Annotated in this window: 13 protein-coding genes; 11 read left to right on the forward strand and 2 right to left on the reverse strand. The window is 73.1% G+C overall.

The window, feature by feature from the left end; translation table 11 throughout:
* Positions 1-48 precede the first annotated feature (48 nt).
* The 10 genes from F0U47_RS05850 (at position 49) to F0U47_RS05895 (ending at position 11,290) form a co-directional block, all read left to right on the forward strand.
* Entirely contained in the window at positions 49-924 is an 876-nt protein-coding gene (locus tag F0U47_RS05850) for an NUDIX domain-containing protein (RefSeq protein ID WP_149749376.1), read from the forward strand.
* Between the two features lie 10 nt (positions 925-934).
* Complete coding sequence (locus F0U47_RS05855) at positions 935-2,200, forward strand: hydroxyacid-oxoacid transhydrogenase (RefSeq protein ID WP_149749377.1); 1,266 nt, start codon at positions 935-937, stop codon at positions 2,198-2,200.
* An 83-nt stretch (positions 2,201-2,283) separates the two neighbouring features.
* Positions 2,284-2,808 carry a SigE family RNA polymerase sigma factor gene (locus F0U47_RS05860; protein ID WP_246159478.1) on the forward strand — a complete coding sequence of 175 codons (525 nt, stop codon included), beginning with the start codon at positions 2,284-2,286 and terminating at the stop codon, positions 2,806-2,808.
* Positions 2,805-4,331: a hypothetical protein gene (locus F0U47_RS05865; RefSeq protein ID WP_149749379.1), complete on the forward strand. Its 1,527-nt coding sequence runs from the start codon at positions 2,805-2,807 to the stop codon at positions 4,329-4,331. The genes F0U47_RS05860 and F0U47_RS05865 overlap by 4 nt, the downstream gene beginning before the upstream one ends.
* A gap of 24 nt (positions 4,332-4,355) precedes the next feature.
* Positions 4,356-7,049, forward strand: coding sequence for an FAD-binding and (Fe-S)-binding domain-containing protein (locus F0U47_RS05870; protein WP_149749380.1), 2,694 nt, complete (start codon positions 4,356-4,358; stop codon positions 7,047-7,049).
* Between the two features lie 98 nt (positions 7,050-7,147).
* The gene (locus tag F0U47_RS05875) at positions 7,148-8,398 is read left to right on the forward strand and encodes a class I SAM-dependent methyltransferase (protein WP_149749381.1); all 1,251 of its coding nucleotides are present in this window, start codon (positions 7,148-7,150) and stop codon (positions 8,396-8,398) included.
* 5 nt (positions 8,399-8,403) lie between these two features.
* Complete coding sequence (locus F0U47_RS05880) at positions 8,404-9,378, forward strand: hypothetical protein (RefSeq protein WP_149749382.1); 975 nt, start codon at positions 8,404-8,406, stop codon at positions 9,376-9,378.
* 32 nt (positions 9,379-9,410) lie between these two features.
* Positions 9,411-9,716: a DUF1905 domain-containing protein gene (locus F0U47_RS05885; protein ID WP_149749383.1), complete on the forward strand. Its 306-nt coding sequence runs from the start codon at positions 9,411-9,413 to the stop codon at positions 9,714-9,716.
* A gap of 46 nt (positions 9,717-9,762) precedes the next feature.
* Positions 9,763-10,761, forward strand: a complete 999-nt coding sequence (locus tag F0U47_RS05890; protein ID WP_149749384.1) for a DNA topoisomerase IB — start codon at positions 9,763-9,765, stop codon at positions 10,759-10,761.
* A gap of 19 nt (positions 10,762-10,780) precedes the next feature.
* Positions 10,781-11,290, forward strand: a complete 510-nt coding sequence (locus tag F0U47_RS05895; RefSeq protein ID WP_149749385.1) for an O-acetyl-ADP-ribose deacetylase — start codon at positions 10,781-10,783, stop codon at positions 11,288-11,290.
* Here F0U47_RS05895 and F0U47_RS05900 read toward each other — a convergent pair.
* A complete protein-coding gene (locus tag F0U47_RS05900) occupies positions 11,281-12,495 on the reverse strand; it encodes an oxygenase MpaB family protein (RefSeq protein WP_149749386.1) in 1,215 nt (404 codons plus the stop codon). The two genes, F0U47_RS05895 and F0U47_RS05900, sit on opposite strands and share 10 nt — an antisense overlap.
* 77 nt (positions 12,496-12,572) lie before the next feature.
* On the opposite strand from F0U47_RS05900, the gene F0U47_RS05905 reads away from it, so the two are divergent.
* Positions 12,573-13,247, forward strand: coding sequence for a TetR/AcrR family transcriptional regulator (locus F0U47_RS05905; RefSeq protein ID WP_246159479.1), 675 nt, complete (start codon positions 12,573-12,575; stop codon positions 13,245-13,247).
* On the opposite strand, the gene serC is transcribed toward F0U47_RS05905, so the two are convergent.
* Entirely contained in the window at positions 13,248-14,369 is a 1,122-nt protein-coding gene (serC, locus tag F0U47_RS05910) for a phosphoserine transaminase (protein WP_188111184.1), read from the reverse strand. It abuts the gene before it with no gap.
* Between the last annotated feature and the right edge of the window lie 26 nt (positions 14,370-14,395).

Here is a 14,395-nt window from a genome sequence, read left to right on the forward strand (position 1 = left end):
TCTGCCCGGGCGACCGGGCCGTAGGGTTGGGCGACGCGAGGAGGAGCCATGGGGCAGCGGGTGCAGAGGCTGGCGGCGTACGCCGTCATCCTCCGCGGCGACCGCATCCTCCTCAGCCGCCTCGCGGAGCGGGTGACCAAGCACGAGCTGTGGACGCTGCCGGGGGGCGGGGTCGACCACGGTGAGGACCCGCGTGCGGCCGTCGTGCGCGAGATCTACGAGGAGACCGGGCTCCGCGCCGAGGTCGGCGAGACCGCGCACGTCTTCTCCCTGCACCTCGCCGACACCTGGCGCCGCGGCCGGCGGGTGGACGCGCACTCCGTGCGCCTGGTGTACGACGGCTGGGTGCCCGCCGACGCGCCCGACCCGCGGGTCGTGGAGGTCGACGGGTCGACGGCGGACGCGGCGTGGCAGCCGATCGCGGCGGTGCTCGACGGCACGCTTCCGACGGTCGCGCTGGTCGGCGAGGCGCTCACGGTGCTGCACCCGGAGCGGCGCCAGCGGATCGCGGCCTACGCCTACGTCGAGCGGGACGGGGCGCTGCTGCTCACCCGCAACTCCGTGCTCGGACCGCACCCGGGGGTGTGGACGCTGCCCGGAGGAGGCATCGACCACGGCGAGTCCCCGCCGGACACCGTCCTCCGCGAGCTCCAGGAGGAGTGCGGCCTGGACGGGAAGCTCGGCGACCTGCTGACCGTCGACGACCACCACTTCACCGGCACCGCGCCGAGCGGCCGCCGCGAGGACTTCCACGCGATCCGGATCGTCTACCGGGCATCGGTCGCCGATGACACCGAGCCGCGGGTGGTCGAGATCGACGGCACCACCGACGCCGTGGCATGGGTGCCGCTGGCCGAGCTCGAGGCCGACGCGTGGCAGGTCAGCAGCCTGGTCCGGGCCGCGATCGCAGCTGCCCGGGGATAGGTTGGGCGCCGTGTCTGAGACCGTCTTCACCTATGCGGCGCCGGCGCTGAAGTTCGGGCGGGGAGCGTCGCGCGAGCTCGGCTACGACCTGACGACGTGGGGTGCCCGCCGGGTGCTGCTCGTCACCGACCCGGGCGTCGCCGCGGTCGGGCACGCGGCGTCGGTGGCCGAGGGGCTGCAGGACCACGGCCTCGCCGTGACGACGTACGACCAGACCCATGTCGAGCCGACGGACGCCTCACTGACGCACGCGGTCGATTTCGCCCGGGCCGAGGGTCCGTTCGACGCGGTGGTGGCCGTCGGGGGCGGCTCGTCGATCGACACCGCGAAGGCGGTGGCGCTCCTGGTGACCAACCCCGGCGAGCTGATGGACTACATCAACGCCCCGGTCGGGAAGGCGCGGGCGCCGCAGCACCCGCTCCTGCCGCTGGTGGCGGTGCCGACGACCACCGGCACCGGCAGCGAGAGCACGACGATCTGCGTCATGGACGTGCTGTCCCTCAAGGTCAAGACCGGCATCAGCCACCCCGCGCTGCGGCCGCGCCTGGCCGTGGTCGACCCCGACCTCAGCGCAACCCAGCCGCCCGGCGTCACCGCGGCCGCCGGGATGGACATCCTCTGCCACGCGCTGGAGAGCTACACCGCGCGCTGGTACGCCGACTTCGACGCCAAGCTGCCGGACCAGCGGGTGCCGTACTGCGGCTCCAACCCGATCGCCGACCTGTGGTCGGAGCGGGCGCTCGGGCTCCTGGCCGGCGCCTTCCGCTCGGCCGTCCGCGAGGGCGGGATGGCGCCGGAGGTGGCTGAGCAGATGGCGATGGCGGCGACCTTCGCCGGCCTCGGCTTCGGCAACGCCGGCGTCCACATCCCCCACGCCAACGCCTACCCGATCGCCGGCCGGGTCCGTGACTTCCGGCCGGCCGGGTACCCCGGCGACGAGCCGATCGTGCCGCACGGGATGGCAGTGGCCCTGACCGCGCCCGAGGCGTTCCGCTTCACCTACGACGCCGCGCCCGACCGGCACCTGCGGGCCGCCCGGCTGCTCGACCCCTCGGCGGAGGGCGACGGACCTGACGTGCTGCCGCGGACGCTGGCGACCCTGATGCGCGACATCGGCCTGCCCAACGGCCTGGCCGAGGTCGGCTACGGCGAGGCCGACGTCGACGACCTGGTGGCAGGCGCGGTCCAGCAGCAGCGGCTGCTCGCAACCGCCCCGAAGCCCGTCACGCCCGAGGACCTGGCGGGGATCATCGGGTCGTCGATGAGCCACTGGTGACATTTTCCGGCGATGCGGGGCAACCTCACCGCTTCCCACGCGTCTACTGAGGTGTCGGGCCGTCGTCGATGAGGAGAGGTGCCGTGCGCAGGCTTGCGGTGGTGGGCGAGGTCGGGACCTCTCCCGAGCAGCTCGCTGCCGACCTCTACGCCGCGCACCGGCTCAGCCTGGTCCGCCTCGCGGTGCTCCTGGTCGACGACCTCGCGGCGGCGGAGGACGTGGTCCACGACGTGTTCGCCGGCCTGCTCACCGGGGGGAAGCAGCTCCGCGACCCGGACGCCGCCGTCGGGTACCTGAGGCGTGCGGTGGTCAACCGGGCGCGCTCCGCTCTGCGCCGGCGCCGTACGGCGCGGGCCTACACGCCCCCCGAGGACCCCTCGCGCGCCGGCCCCGACGACATCGCCGTGCTCAGCGAGGAGCACCGTGAGGTCTGTGCCGCCCTGAAGACGCTGCCGGCGCGGCAGCGGGAGGTCCTGGTGCTGCGCTACTGGAGTGACTTGTCCGAGATCCAGATCGCCGATGCGCTGGGGATCTCGCGCGGCACCGTGAAGTCGACCGCGAGCCGCGCGCTCGCGGCGCTGGAGAAGAAGCTGGAGGGTGAGCGATGAGCGACATCGAACAGCGGCTCCGCAGCGCCCTGACCGCCCGGGCCGAGCTGGTGCAGCCCGAGGACCTGAGCCTGAGCCCGGTCTTCGACCCGCCCGAGGTCGACCCCGGTCCCTGGTGGCAGCGTCCGGGCGCCTACCTCTTCATCGCCGCGGTCGCGATCATCGTGATCGCCCTGCCGCTGCTCGCGCTGGCCAGCACCATCGACGACGACGGCGATCCCGACCGCGACCAGATCGCGCCCAGCCCGACCGGCACCGTGACGATGACGGACCCGATGCCCGCCGTCTTCGGCGAGGCCGCGGCTGACGTCGACGGTGACGGCACCGACGACAAGGTCCAGGTCGTCTCGACCGACGTCCCCGAGGACCCGAGCGACGAGTGGGCGATCGAGGTCGAGCTGTCGTCCACGGGCGAGACGCTCACCTTCGACCCCGGCCCGGTCCAGAGGAGCGTCGCCCTCGTCGAGACCGCCGACGTCGACGGTCGCAACGGCCAGGAGGTCCTCGCCGTCGTCGACCCCAGGCCCGAGGACGTCCGGCGGACCGCCCCCATCGCGCTCGGTCTCCGCGACGGGGAGCTCACCCAGATCGTCGACCACGAGTTCGCGACCGGCGACGACGGGAGGCTCACCCACTGGTGGGTCCGCGACGGCGAGCTGTGGTGGTGGCGGACCCAGGAGCCGGTCGCGGGTGGCCAGGCATCGTCGCCGTACGCCGTCGACGCGCTCCGGTTCCCCCCGGCCGCCCGGCTCCGCGGCGAGCGCGCCGGCGTCTTCTGCGTCGCCGCGGCCGAGCCGAACCGGTTGCTCCCCTGCGGCGGCGGCATCCAGCCGAACGAGCCTGACGGCGACGGCGACGGCGACGACGGCGGCCCGACCGGCGGACCGGTCGCCGACCCGTGGTGGACGCTGCCGGCCGACGGCCTGCCGTCCGCCTGGGGCGTCGAGGGCGGCTTCGCGGGAGGCTTCGTCTCCGACATCGACGGCGACGGGCAGGCCCAGGACTCCGTGTCGATCGCCGACGGGCCGGACGGGGCGGAGCTCGTGGTGGGGACCGGGTCGCAGCAGCACCGCGCCCCCATCGACGGCCCGAACCCGAAGCTGGAGGGTGTCGTGCACCTCAACGGCCTTGCGACGCCGGTCGTCCTCGTGCACTCCACCGAGGGCGCGACCAGCACGACGTACGTCTCCTGGGCCGCCTACGCCTTCGTCGACGGCGACCTGGCCCGGATCAGCACCACGCCACTCGGCCCGTCGTTCGCCTCGCAGTACAGCAAGCTGACTCCTGCCGAGGGCGGCCACCCGGTCGTGCGGACCTGGCTGGTGGGCGACAACGGGCTCTACGGCATGGACTACCTCGACCGGCGGCAGGTGGAGGGCCCCGGCGGCGAGGTCTGGGCCTACCGGGTCCGCGTGCGCAGCTGGTACGTCGACGGGCGGACCATCCGCGCCGTCACGCTCGGCCAGGGCTGTGTCGCGCCTGCCGTCGGGAGGCAGATCTCGGACTGCCCCGACGGACTCTGACGGTGGGGCCCTAGATTTGGCCGGGTGAACGCCGCCCGGGACCTCGTTGCCGAGCTGGCGCGGCGGGGTGTCGACAGCGACGACTCGAGCCTGACCCGGGCGCTGTACTCCACGGACGCCTCGCTCTACCGCGTCCTCCCCGCCGCTGTCGCCCGGCCGCGGCACCGGGACGAGCTGGAGGCGGTGCTCGAGGTCGCGGCCGCCTCGGGGTCGTCGGTGACCATGCGAGGCGCGGGCACCTCGATCGCCGGCAACGCGGTGGGCGAGGGGATCGTGGTCGACACCAGGCGCCTGGACCGGGTCCTGGAGATCGACCAGGAGGCGCGGACGGCGCGGGTCGAGCCCGGCATCGTCCATGCGTCCCTGCAGCGGGCAGCGGCGCCGTACGGACTGCGCTACGGGCCGGATCCGTCCACCCACACCCGCTGCACCATCGGCGGGATGCTCGGCAACAACGCGTGCGGCTCGCGCGCGCTCGGCTACGGCCGCACCGCCGACACGATCGTGTCCGCCGACGTGCTCTGGGGCGACCGGAAAGCCGCTCCGGGCGAGGTGGAGGCCCGGCTGGCCGACATCGTGGCCCGGGACCTCGCCCACGTGCGGACCGGCTTCGGGCGGTTCACCCGCCAGGTGTCCGGCTACTCGCTCGAGCACCTGCTGCCCGAGCGGCTGTCGGTGCCGCGCTTTCTCGCCGGCTCCGAGGGCACCCTCGGCCTGGTCCGCGAGGTCACCGTCGGGCTCGTCGAGGAGGAGGAGCGGGACCTGCTGGTCCTCGGCTACCCCTCCATGGTCGTTGCCGCGGATGCGGTGCCTGCGCTGCTGGCCGCCGTCGGCGATGCCCGGATGGTGGCGTGCGAGGGGCTCGACGCGCGGATCGTCGACCTGGTCCGAGCGCGGGGCGGCGCCGTGCCCGAGCTGCCGCGGGGGAGCGGCTGGCTGTTCGTCGAGGTCGCCGGGCCGGAGCGTGCCGCCGCCCTGCCGGCGCTCGTCGGAGTGTCCGGGGCGCTGGACTCGCGGCTCGTCGGGTCGGCTGCGGAGGCGGCCGCCCTCTGGCGGATCCGTGAGGACGGCGCCGGACTCGCCGCGCGCAGCCTCGGCCGGCCGGCGTACTCCGGCTGGGAGGACGCCGCCGTCCCACCGGAACGGCTCGGCGCCTGGCTGCGGGACTTCGACCGGCTGCTGAAGGAGCACCGGCTGGACGGCGTGCCCTATGGCCACTTCGGTGACGGCTGCGTGCACGTGCGGATCGACTTCGACTTCTCCGGCGGCCCGAGAGCCTTCCGGGAGTTCCTCGTCGCCTGTGCCACGACGCTGCGCGAGCACGGCGGGTCGCTGTCGGGCGAGCACGGCGACGGGCGGGCGCGCTCGGAGCTGCTGCCCCTGATGTACGACGAGGCGTCCCTCGCGCTGTTCGCCGCAGTGAAGCACGCCTGCGACCCCGCAGGCCTGCTCAACCCGGGCGTCCTCGTCGACCCACGGCCGCTCGACGCCGACCTGCGGCCGGTGCTGCCGGTGGTCGTCCCGGGCCCGCTGGCCGAGGAGGTCCACCGGTGCACCGGCGTGGGGAAGTGCGTCGCGCCCGCCGTCGCCGGCGTGATGTGCCCGTCGTACGCCGCCACCCGCGAGGAGAAGGACTCCACCCGCGGCCGGTCGCGGGTGCTCCAGGAGGCGGTCACCGGCGGCCTCCCCGGTGGCCTGGCCGACGCGGCGGTCCACGAGGCGCTCGACCTGTGCCTGTCCTGCAAGGGCTGCGTCTCCGACTGCCCGACGGGCGTCGACATGGCGGAGTACAAGTCCGAGGTGCTGCACCAGACCTATGCGGGGAAGCGGCGGCCCCGGTCGCACTACGCGCTCGGCCGGCTCCCGCGCTGGGCCCGGCTGGGAGCGCCGATGGCGCGGGCCGGCAACCTCGCGCTCCGGGGTGGGCCGCTGGCCGCGCTGGCGAAGGCGGTCGCCGGGGTGGACAAACGACGCTCGCTGCCGGAGCTGGCGGCGCCGCGCTTCCGGAAGACGCAGGAGGTTGCGAGGCTTGCCACCGGCGACCCCGACGTGTGGGTGTGGGCGGACACCTTCACCGACTACTTCCGCACCGGCCCCGGGCTGGCGGCGATCCGGTTCCTCGAGGCAGCAGGGCTGCGGGTGGGCGTGATCGAGGAGCAGGCGTGCTGCGCGCTGACCTGGACCTCGACCGGGCAGCGTGACACCGCGCGCAAGATCCTGGAGCGCACGACGGCGGCGCTCACGCCGTACCTCGACAGCGGCGTGCCGGTGCTCGGCGTCGAGCCGTCCTGCACGGCGGCGCTGCGGTCGGACGCCGGGCTCGACGTCGTGACCTTCGCCGAGCTGGTCACACGGCTCGACCTGCCGCTGCCGGACCTCGCCGGCCTCAACGTGGTCGCGCAGCCGCACTGCCACCACTCCTCGGTGCTCGGCTGGGCGGCCGACGAGGCGCTGCTGCGGAAGGCCGGCGCGACCGTGACGCGGGTGCCCGGCTGCTGCGGCCTGGCCGGCAACTGGGGCGTCGAGAAGGGGCACTACGACACGTCGGTGGCGGTCGCGGAGACGCACCTGCTGCCCGCCGTACGCACCGCGATCGAGGCCGACCCCCGGACGGTCGTCCTGGCCGACGGACTCTCCTGCGCCCTCCAGCTCGACGACCTCGCGGGCGTCCGGGCCCGGCACCTGGCCGAGCTCCTGGCCACGCCACCGGTAGATTGAACCGGTGAACCCGCGCCACCGCCGACTCGTCATCCCGATCGCGCTGGCCGCCCTCCTGGTGATCGTCGTCGTGGCCGCGTTCTTGAAGTGAGCCTCCGATGAGCAGCACCACCGAGCCCCTCGCCGACGGACTCGCCCGGGTCCGCGCGCACGTCCTCGACCCCGAAGCGCTGGTGCGCGCGGTGGCTGCCGGCCGGCAGAAGGGCGAGCGGCCGCAGTGGCGGCGGGCGGAGCTGCGCTGGGTGGACCTGAGGGCGGGTCGCCACCTCCAGGTCACGACGTACGACGCCACCCAGGCCCACACCGCCAACCACCCGGCCGGCGACGCCGCCGCTGCCGCGGTCGACGCCCTGCTGGCCGAGCCGTTCGGCAACTGGCACGTCGAGACGAACACGCAGGTCCACCAGCTCCGGGTGACCAAGAAGCGTGACGCGATCACCCACTCCACCGCGGTCGCCGGGCCGACCGCCGACACGCCTCCCGACCGCAGCCACGACCGCACGAAGGAGCGGCTGCTCCCCGCCGACGACCCGGTGCTGGCCGCCCTCGGGCTGGCCGACGCGCAGGGGCGGATCAAGCCGAGCCGTCAGGCGAAGTACCGCCAGGTCGAGGAGTTCGTCCGGATCCTCGACGTCTCGGTCGCCGATGCGCTGGGCAACCAGCTCCGCACGCCGACGGCCAACGACCCGCTGCGCATCGTGGACCTCGGCTGCGGCAACGGCTACCTGACGTTCGCCGCCCACCGGTTCCTCACCGAGCAGCGCGGGCTGCCGGTGCGCCTGATCGGCGTCGACGTCAAACAGCAGTCCGCGGAGCACAACAGCTTGGTCGCGGAGTCGCTTCGCCGAGAAGTCGGACACTGCGACGCCGAGTTCGTCGTCGGCACCATCGACGGGGCGAGGCTGCCGGAGCGCGACCAGCGCCCGGACGTGGTCCTCGCCCTGCACGCCTGCGACACCGCCACCGACGAGGCGCTGGCCCGCGCCGTCGGCTGGCAGGCGCCGCTGGTGCTGGCCGCACCCTGCTGCCACCACGACCTCTCGGCGCAGCTGCGCGCGGCGCCGACCCCGGCGCCGTACTCCTCCCTCACCCGTCACGGCATCCTGCGCGAGCGGTTCGCCGACACCCTCACCGACGCCGTGCGCGAGATGCTGCTGCGGCTGCAGGGCTACCGCGTCGACGTCATGCAGTTCGTCGAGAGCCGGCACACGCCCCGCAACACGCTCCTGCGCGCCGTGCGCACCGGGGCGACCGCCGACGCCGCGCTCCGCCGGGAGTACGACGACCTCGTCGCGTCCTGGCAGGTCACGCCTCGCCTCGCGGTCCTGCTCGGTCAGCAGGAGGGGTGAGCCGGGTGGAGAAGCTGCTCGCGGCCCTCGCCGTGCTCCCGTTCGGGATCGGGTTCTCGATCGACGCGGAGTCGCTGCCCGACGACGAGGTCGTCTTCTCGTTCGCCGACCCCGAGATCGTCGAGTCCAGCGGGCTGGTCGTGCAGGACGGCCTGTTCGCGACGGTCAACGACTCGGGCGACGGCGGCCGGGTGTTCACGGTCGACCCTGCCGACGGCGAGACCGTCGCGGAGACCTCGTGGGAGGGCTCGCCGGAGGACGTCGAGGCGCTCGCGACGCTGCCCGACGGCGACGCGCTGGTGGGGGACATCGGGGACAACCTCGGCCAGCGCGCGTCGCTGGAGCTGGTCCGGGTGCCGTTCGGGGAGGACGGCGAGGTCACCCCGACCACCTACGAGCTCGTCTACCCCGACGAGCCGCGCGACGCGGAGTCGTTGCTGGTCCATCCCGACACCGGCCAGGTCCTCGTGGCCGCGAAGGAGTTCGTCGGCCGTCTCTACGCCGCGCCGGAGGAGCTCGACCCGGACGGCCCCAACGAGCTGGAGCTGCTGGGCGAGGTGCTGCCGATCGCGACCGACGGAGCGTTCTTCCCCGACGGCGACCACTTCGTGCTGCGGAGCTACGGCGGCGCGACGTTCTACCGGTGGCCGTCGCTGGAGGAGGTCGGCGAGATCGACCTGCCGGCGCAACCGCAGGGCGAGGGGATCGCCGTCGACGACGACGGCACCGTCTTCGTCAGTACCGAGGGTCAGTTCACCGACGTGCTGAGGATCGCGCTGCCGCGGACGCTGCAGGCCGAGCTGGACGGGACCGGGAGCACCGCGTCTGCACGCCCCGGGGGTCCGTCCGGCGGGTCGGACGGGAGGGTGCCCGACGAGGCGGCGCCGGACGTGACCCGCGCGTTCTGGCCGTGGGTGATCGGCGGCGTGATCGGGGCGGTCATCATCGTCGTGCTGCTCCGCTCGCTGCGCCGGCCCTGACCGCTGTCGGAGCCGACTGCCACGATGAGCGCGTGACGACGTACGACTTCGCGGCGCCGCTGTGGCGCTGGGACGCCAAGGACGAGGAGACGTCCGGCGCCTGGTTCTTCGTCAGCCTGCCGTTCGACGTGTCGGACGAGATCGAGGCGACCGCCGGGCCCGGCAAGGGGTTCGGCAGTGTGCGGGTCGAGGTCACGATCGGCGGGTCGACGTGGCGGACCTCGGTGTTTCCCAGCAGCGTCGAGAAGACCTACGTCCTCCCCGTCAAGAAGGCGGTGCGCACGGCCGAGGGCCTCGACGAGGGCACCGAGGCGTCCGTGCGTCTCTCGCTCGTCTGAGGTCGCCCCTGAGTCTGAGCGGGAGGCGAGCGGTTACCTACAGGCCGTGCTACTTCGACGAACCTCTCCCGACCAGCCGGGCTGGACCCGGCGGCGTGCCGGGAAGGGCTTCGTCTATCTCGACGAGTACGGCGAGCGACTCGGGCCCGAGGACGTCGCGCGCTGCCGTGCGCTGGTGATCCCGCCGGCCTGGCGCGACGTGTGGATCTGCCCGCACCCGCGCGGCCACCTCCAGGTGGTCGGCACCGACGAGGCAGGCCGGCGCCAGTACATCTACCACCCGGTCTGGGTGGAGCAGCGCTCGGCGGAGAAGTATGACCGGGTGCTCCAGTTCGGCCGGCGACTACCGCGGGTGCGTGAGCGGGTGCTCGCCGACCTGGTGGGGGAGGGCGTCTCGGAGGCGCACGCCTGCGCGCTCGCCGTGCGCCTGCTCGACGTCGGCTACTTCCGGATCGGCAACGACGTGTACGCCGAGGAGTACGGCTCGTTCGGGCTCACGACCTTGGAGCGCCGGCACGTCCGTCGCCGGGGCGACCTGATGGTCTTCGAGTTCGTCGGGAAGTCCGGCATCGAGCACCACGTGGAGGTCGGCGACCCACTCGTCGTGGAGACCGTGGAGCGGATGCGGCGCAGGCGGACGATCTCCGACCCGCGCCTGCTCTCCTACCGCAACGGCCGCGGCTGGCGGTCCCTCACCCCGGACCTCGTCAACGAGTACCTCCGCGACACCAGCGGCCTGGAGGTCAGCGCCAAGGACTTCCGCACCTGGCACGCGACCGTGATCGCTTCAGCCGCACTCGCCGAGGCGCCCGGGCCGGACGCCAGCAAGACCGCCCGCAAGCGCGCCGTGGCCGGGGTGATGCGCGAGGTCGCGGAGTACCTCGGCAACACCCCCGCGCTGGCGCGTTCGTCGTACGTCGACCCGCGCGTCGTCGACGCCTACGCCGAGGGCCGCACGATCCGCACCGCCACCCGGCGCGCGTACGACGACCCCGACCAGCGCCAGGCCGCGCTGGAGCGGGCGGTGCTGCGGCTGATCGGCTGAGCCGTGGCAGGCTCGACGCATGCAGCTCACCGTGGTCGAGGGCGACATCACCCAGCAGGACGTCGACGCCGTGGTCAACGCCGCCAACAACCGGATGCGGGGCGGCGGGGGAGTCGACGGCGCGATCCACGCAGCCGGAGGCCCCGAGGTGCTGGAGGACTGCGTACGCCGGTTCCCCGACGGGCTCGCCACCGGTGACGCCGGCTGGACCACCGCCGGTCAGCTGCCCGCGCGGTGGGTCATCCACGTCGTCGGCCCGAACTACCGGATCGGCCAGACCGAGCGCTCCCTGCTGACCTCCTGCTACCGGCGCGCGCTCGAGGTCGCCGACGAGCTCGGCGTGCGGACGATCGCGTTCCCCCTGATCAGTGCGGGCATCTACGGCTGGCCCAAGGACGACGCCATCCTCGCGGCGGTGGAGACGCTCCGGGGCACGCCGACCCGGGTGGAGGAGGCGCGGCTGGTCGCGTTCGGCCGCGACGCGTACGACGCGATCCGGGCCGTCGTCGACCGGGAGGTTCAGGAGTAGCTCGGGTTGTTGGCCGTCGGCATGGTGATGTTGATCGGCCGCCCCTCGCCGAGGAAGAACAGCGCGCCCTGGCGGAGGAACTCGTCGAACATCCAGTAGCCCTGCGGCGGCAGCGGGAGCTTCATCGTGCCCTCGCGGAAGGCGACGAACGGCGGCCAGCCCCTCTCGACCATGGCGTCGGTCACCGGCTGGCGTGGCAGCTCCAGCCAGTCGGTGATCTGGTCGCCGAGGACGTAGCGGGTGAACGACTGGAACATGGTGCGGCTGATGCCGAGGTCGTAGTCGCTCGCCATGTTGACGAGGATGTGCGCGAGCGCGATGCCCTCCTTGGAGGGGGCGAGGATCGGGTCGAGCACCTGGCGCGACTGCGCGTTCGCCTGGTCCCAGGTCGCCGGGATGTACTCGTCCGCGACGCCGAGCAGGTGCGCGGTGACCTGCCAGACGTGGAGGAAGGCCTCGGACTCCGCGGTCGTCACCTCGAGCGGCCACGAGGCCAGCCGGTTGCGGGTGAACGTCGCCAGGCTGTGCCAGGTGACCATGATGTCGGCCTGGCTGATCGGCTTGCTCTCGGGAGCTGAGGCCCGCCAGTGCCCCGACGCCGGCAGCAGGTGGCGTACGGCGGCATGGGTCAGCCGGGTCTTGACGCAGGTGACCACCATCTTCCCGCCCGGTCCGAACGCGTCGCGGACGCCGATGTCGTAACCGAGCTTCGCGGTCTTCGCGATCCGGTCCTTCATGTCGGCGCCGCCGGCGGAGTAGTAGACCGCCTTCGCCTCGCGGGGGATGACGCAGCTCATCATGCCGCTGCCCATGCCGTAGAGGACCGCGATGTAGAGGCCGCGCTTCTCGTAGAAGGGGAAGAACGCCGAGAGCTTGCTCCCGTCGGCCCACGCGGGCAGCTGCCGGGCCTGCTCGAGGAAGTCCCGCAGGTCAGTCGGCAGGCCGGCCGGCAGCGGCTGGTCGTTGTCGGTCCAGCCGGCGAGGAGCTCGTTGACGAGGTCGACCTCGTCGCGCTCGAACAGCGCCTGGACGACGGTGTCGGCCGCGGGGTCCCACACGGTGTGCGGGTCGACGCCGCTCCCGGTGCCGACGACCGACCCCGCCGGTGCCCAGGTCCAGGCCGGGGCGGGGGAGACGAGCCCGAGCGCCCCGACCGCGCCGAGCATCCCGCCACCGAGGAGCACTCCTCGCCTGCTGACTCCCATGCCGCCACCCTTCTGATACGATGAAACAAGATTTGTTTCGTTGTATCATTTGGTGGACGACGACCACAAGGGAGCCGATGAGCATGGGGACCGGGACCGCGGGGGTCACTGCCGCAGAGGCGACGGCCTCGGTCTTCGAGCTGGCCCTCGCCGACTCCGCGGGCGACGTCGACGACGACCCGACCAGCAGCCGGATCCTCGACGCGGCGTGTGCGCTGTTCGCCCGGGTCGGCATCCAGCGCTGCTCGATGAACGACGTCGCCGCCGAGGCAGGCGTCTCCCGGATCACGGTCTACCGGCGCTTCGCGAGCCGCGAGGCGCTCGTCCAGCACGCCGTCCGGCGGGAGTTCCGCCGCTACATCGACCAGTTCGTCCTCGACGTCGCCGCTGCGGCCACTGCGGCCGACCGGGTCGTCGCGGGGTTCGTGAGCGCGCTGCGCAACACCCGCGACAACCCGTTGGTCGGCGGCCTGATGGCGACCGAGCCCGGCTCGCTGGTCTCGTCGATGATGGGCGACGGCGGCGACACCCTCGCCACCGTCCGTGCCTTCGTCGCCGGCCAGCTGCGCCGCGAGCAGCGCGCCGGCCACGTCGCGGACACCGTCGACGTCGACCTGGTCGCCGAGGTCATGGTCCGGCTGTCGACGTCGTTCCTGGTCACGCCGAGCAGGCTGGTCGACCTCGATGACGACGAGCAGCTCGCCGAGGTCGCCCGGCGGGTGCTCGTGCCGCTGCTGGAGCCGGCGTCCTGATCAGCCGTTCTCGACGACGTACTCGATGCAGCGCGTGAGCGCCTCGACGTCCGCCGGGTCGACCGCCGGGTACATCGCGATCCGGAGCTGGTTGCGGCCCAGCTTGCGGTAGGGCTCGGTGTCGACGATGCCGTTGGCGCGCAGCGTCTTCGCGACGGCAGCGGCGTCGATGCTGTCGTCGAAGTCGATGGTGCCGATCACCAGCGAGCGGTGGCTCGGGTCGGCGACGTACGGCGTGGTGTACGACGTCCGCTCGGCCCAGCCGTAGAGCGCGTTCGAAGACTCCGTGGTGCGCTCGACCATGCCCTTGAGGCCGCCGAGGCCGTTCATCCAGTCGAGCTGCTCGGCCATCAGGAAGAGCGTGGCCACCGACGGGGTGTTGTAGGTCTGGTTCTTCGCCGAGTTGTCGATCGCGGTCGGCAGGTCGAAGAACGCGGGGATGTGGCGGTCGCTCGCGCCGATCCGGGCTGCCCGCTCGAGGGCGGCCGGCGACATCAGCGCGATCCAGAGGCCACCGTCGGAGGCGAAGCACTTCTGCGGGGCGAAGTAGTAGGTGTCGACCTGGGCGAGGTCGACGGGCAGGCCGCCCGCGCCCGAGGTGGCGTCGATGAGCACGAGGGAGCCCTCTTCGGCGCCCTCGGGCCGCACGACCGGGGCCATGACCGCGGTCGAGGTCTCGTTGTGGGCCCAGGCGTAGACGTCGACGCCGGCCTCGGCGACCGCATCCGGACGGCTGCCCGGCTCCGACTTGATGACCGAGGGGGCGTCGAGCCACGGCGCGAGCTCGGCGGCCTTGGCGAACTTCGACGAGAACTCGCCGAAGCTGAGGTGCTGGCTCTTCTTCTCGATGAGGCCGAACGTCGCGATGTCCCAGAAGGCCGTGGCGCCACCGTTGCCCAGGACGACCTGGTAGCCCTCGGGTAGGTCGAAGAGCGCGGCGAGTCCCTCGCGCACCCGGCCGACCGTGTTCTTGACCGGTGCCTGGCGGTGGGACGTGCCCATCAGGTCCGCGCCCGTCGCGGCCAGCGCGTCGAGGTGGCTGGTCTGGATCTTCGACGGGCCGGCGCCGAAGCGGCCGTCGGCGGGCTTGAGGTCTGCGGGGATCTGCAGGGCGTCAGTCACGTCCATCTTCCTTCTCATCGAGGGAC

It is taken from the genome of Nocardioides antri (assembly GCF_008373765.1).
Lineage (GTDB): Bacteria > Actinomycetota > Actinomycetes > Propionibacteriales > Nocardioidaceae > Nocardioides > Nocardioides antri.

What these genes read in the sequence shown, in the direction of transcription:
- F0U47_RS05850 (WP_149749376.1), top strand. Translation starts at nt 49, where the DNA reads ATGGGGCAGCGGGTGCAGAGGCTGGCGGCGTACGCCGTCATCCTCCGC.
- F0U47_RS05865 (WP_149749379.1), top strand. Translation starts at nt 2,805, where the DNA reads ATGAGCGACATCGAACAGCGGCTCCGCAGCGCCCTGACCGCCCGGGCC.
- F0U47_RS05875 (WP_149749381.1), top strand. Translation starts at nt 7,148, where the DNA reads ATGAGCAGCACCACCGAGCCCCTCGCCGACGGACTCGCCCGGGTCCGC.
- F0U47_RS05895 (WP_149749385.1), top strand. Translation starts at nt 10,781, where the DNA reads ATGCAGCTCACCGTGGTCGAGGGCGACATCACCCAGCAGGACGTCGAC.
- F0U47_RS05900 (WP_149749386.1), bottom strand. Translation starts at nt 12,495, where the DNA reads ATGGGAGTCAGCAGGCGAGGAGTGCTCCTCGGTGGCGGGATGCTCGGC.
- F0U47_RS05905 (WP_246159479.1), top strand. Translation starts at nt 12,573, where the DNA reads ATGAGCATGGGGACCGGGACCGCGGGGGTCACTGCCGCAGAGGCGACG.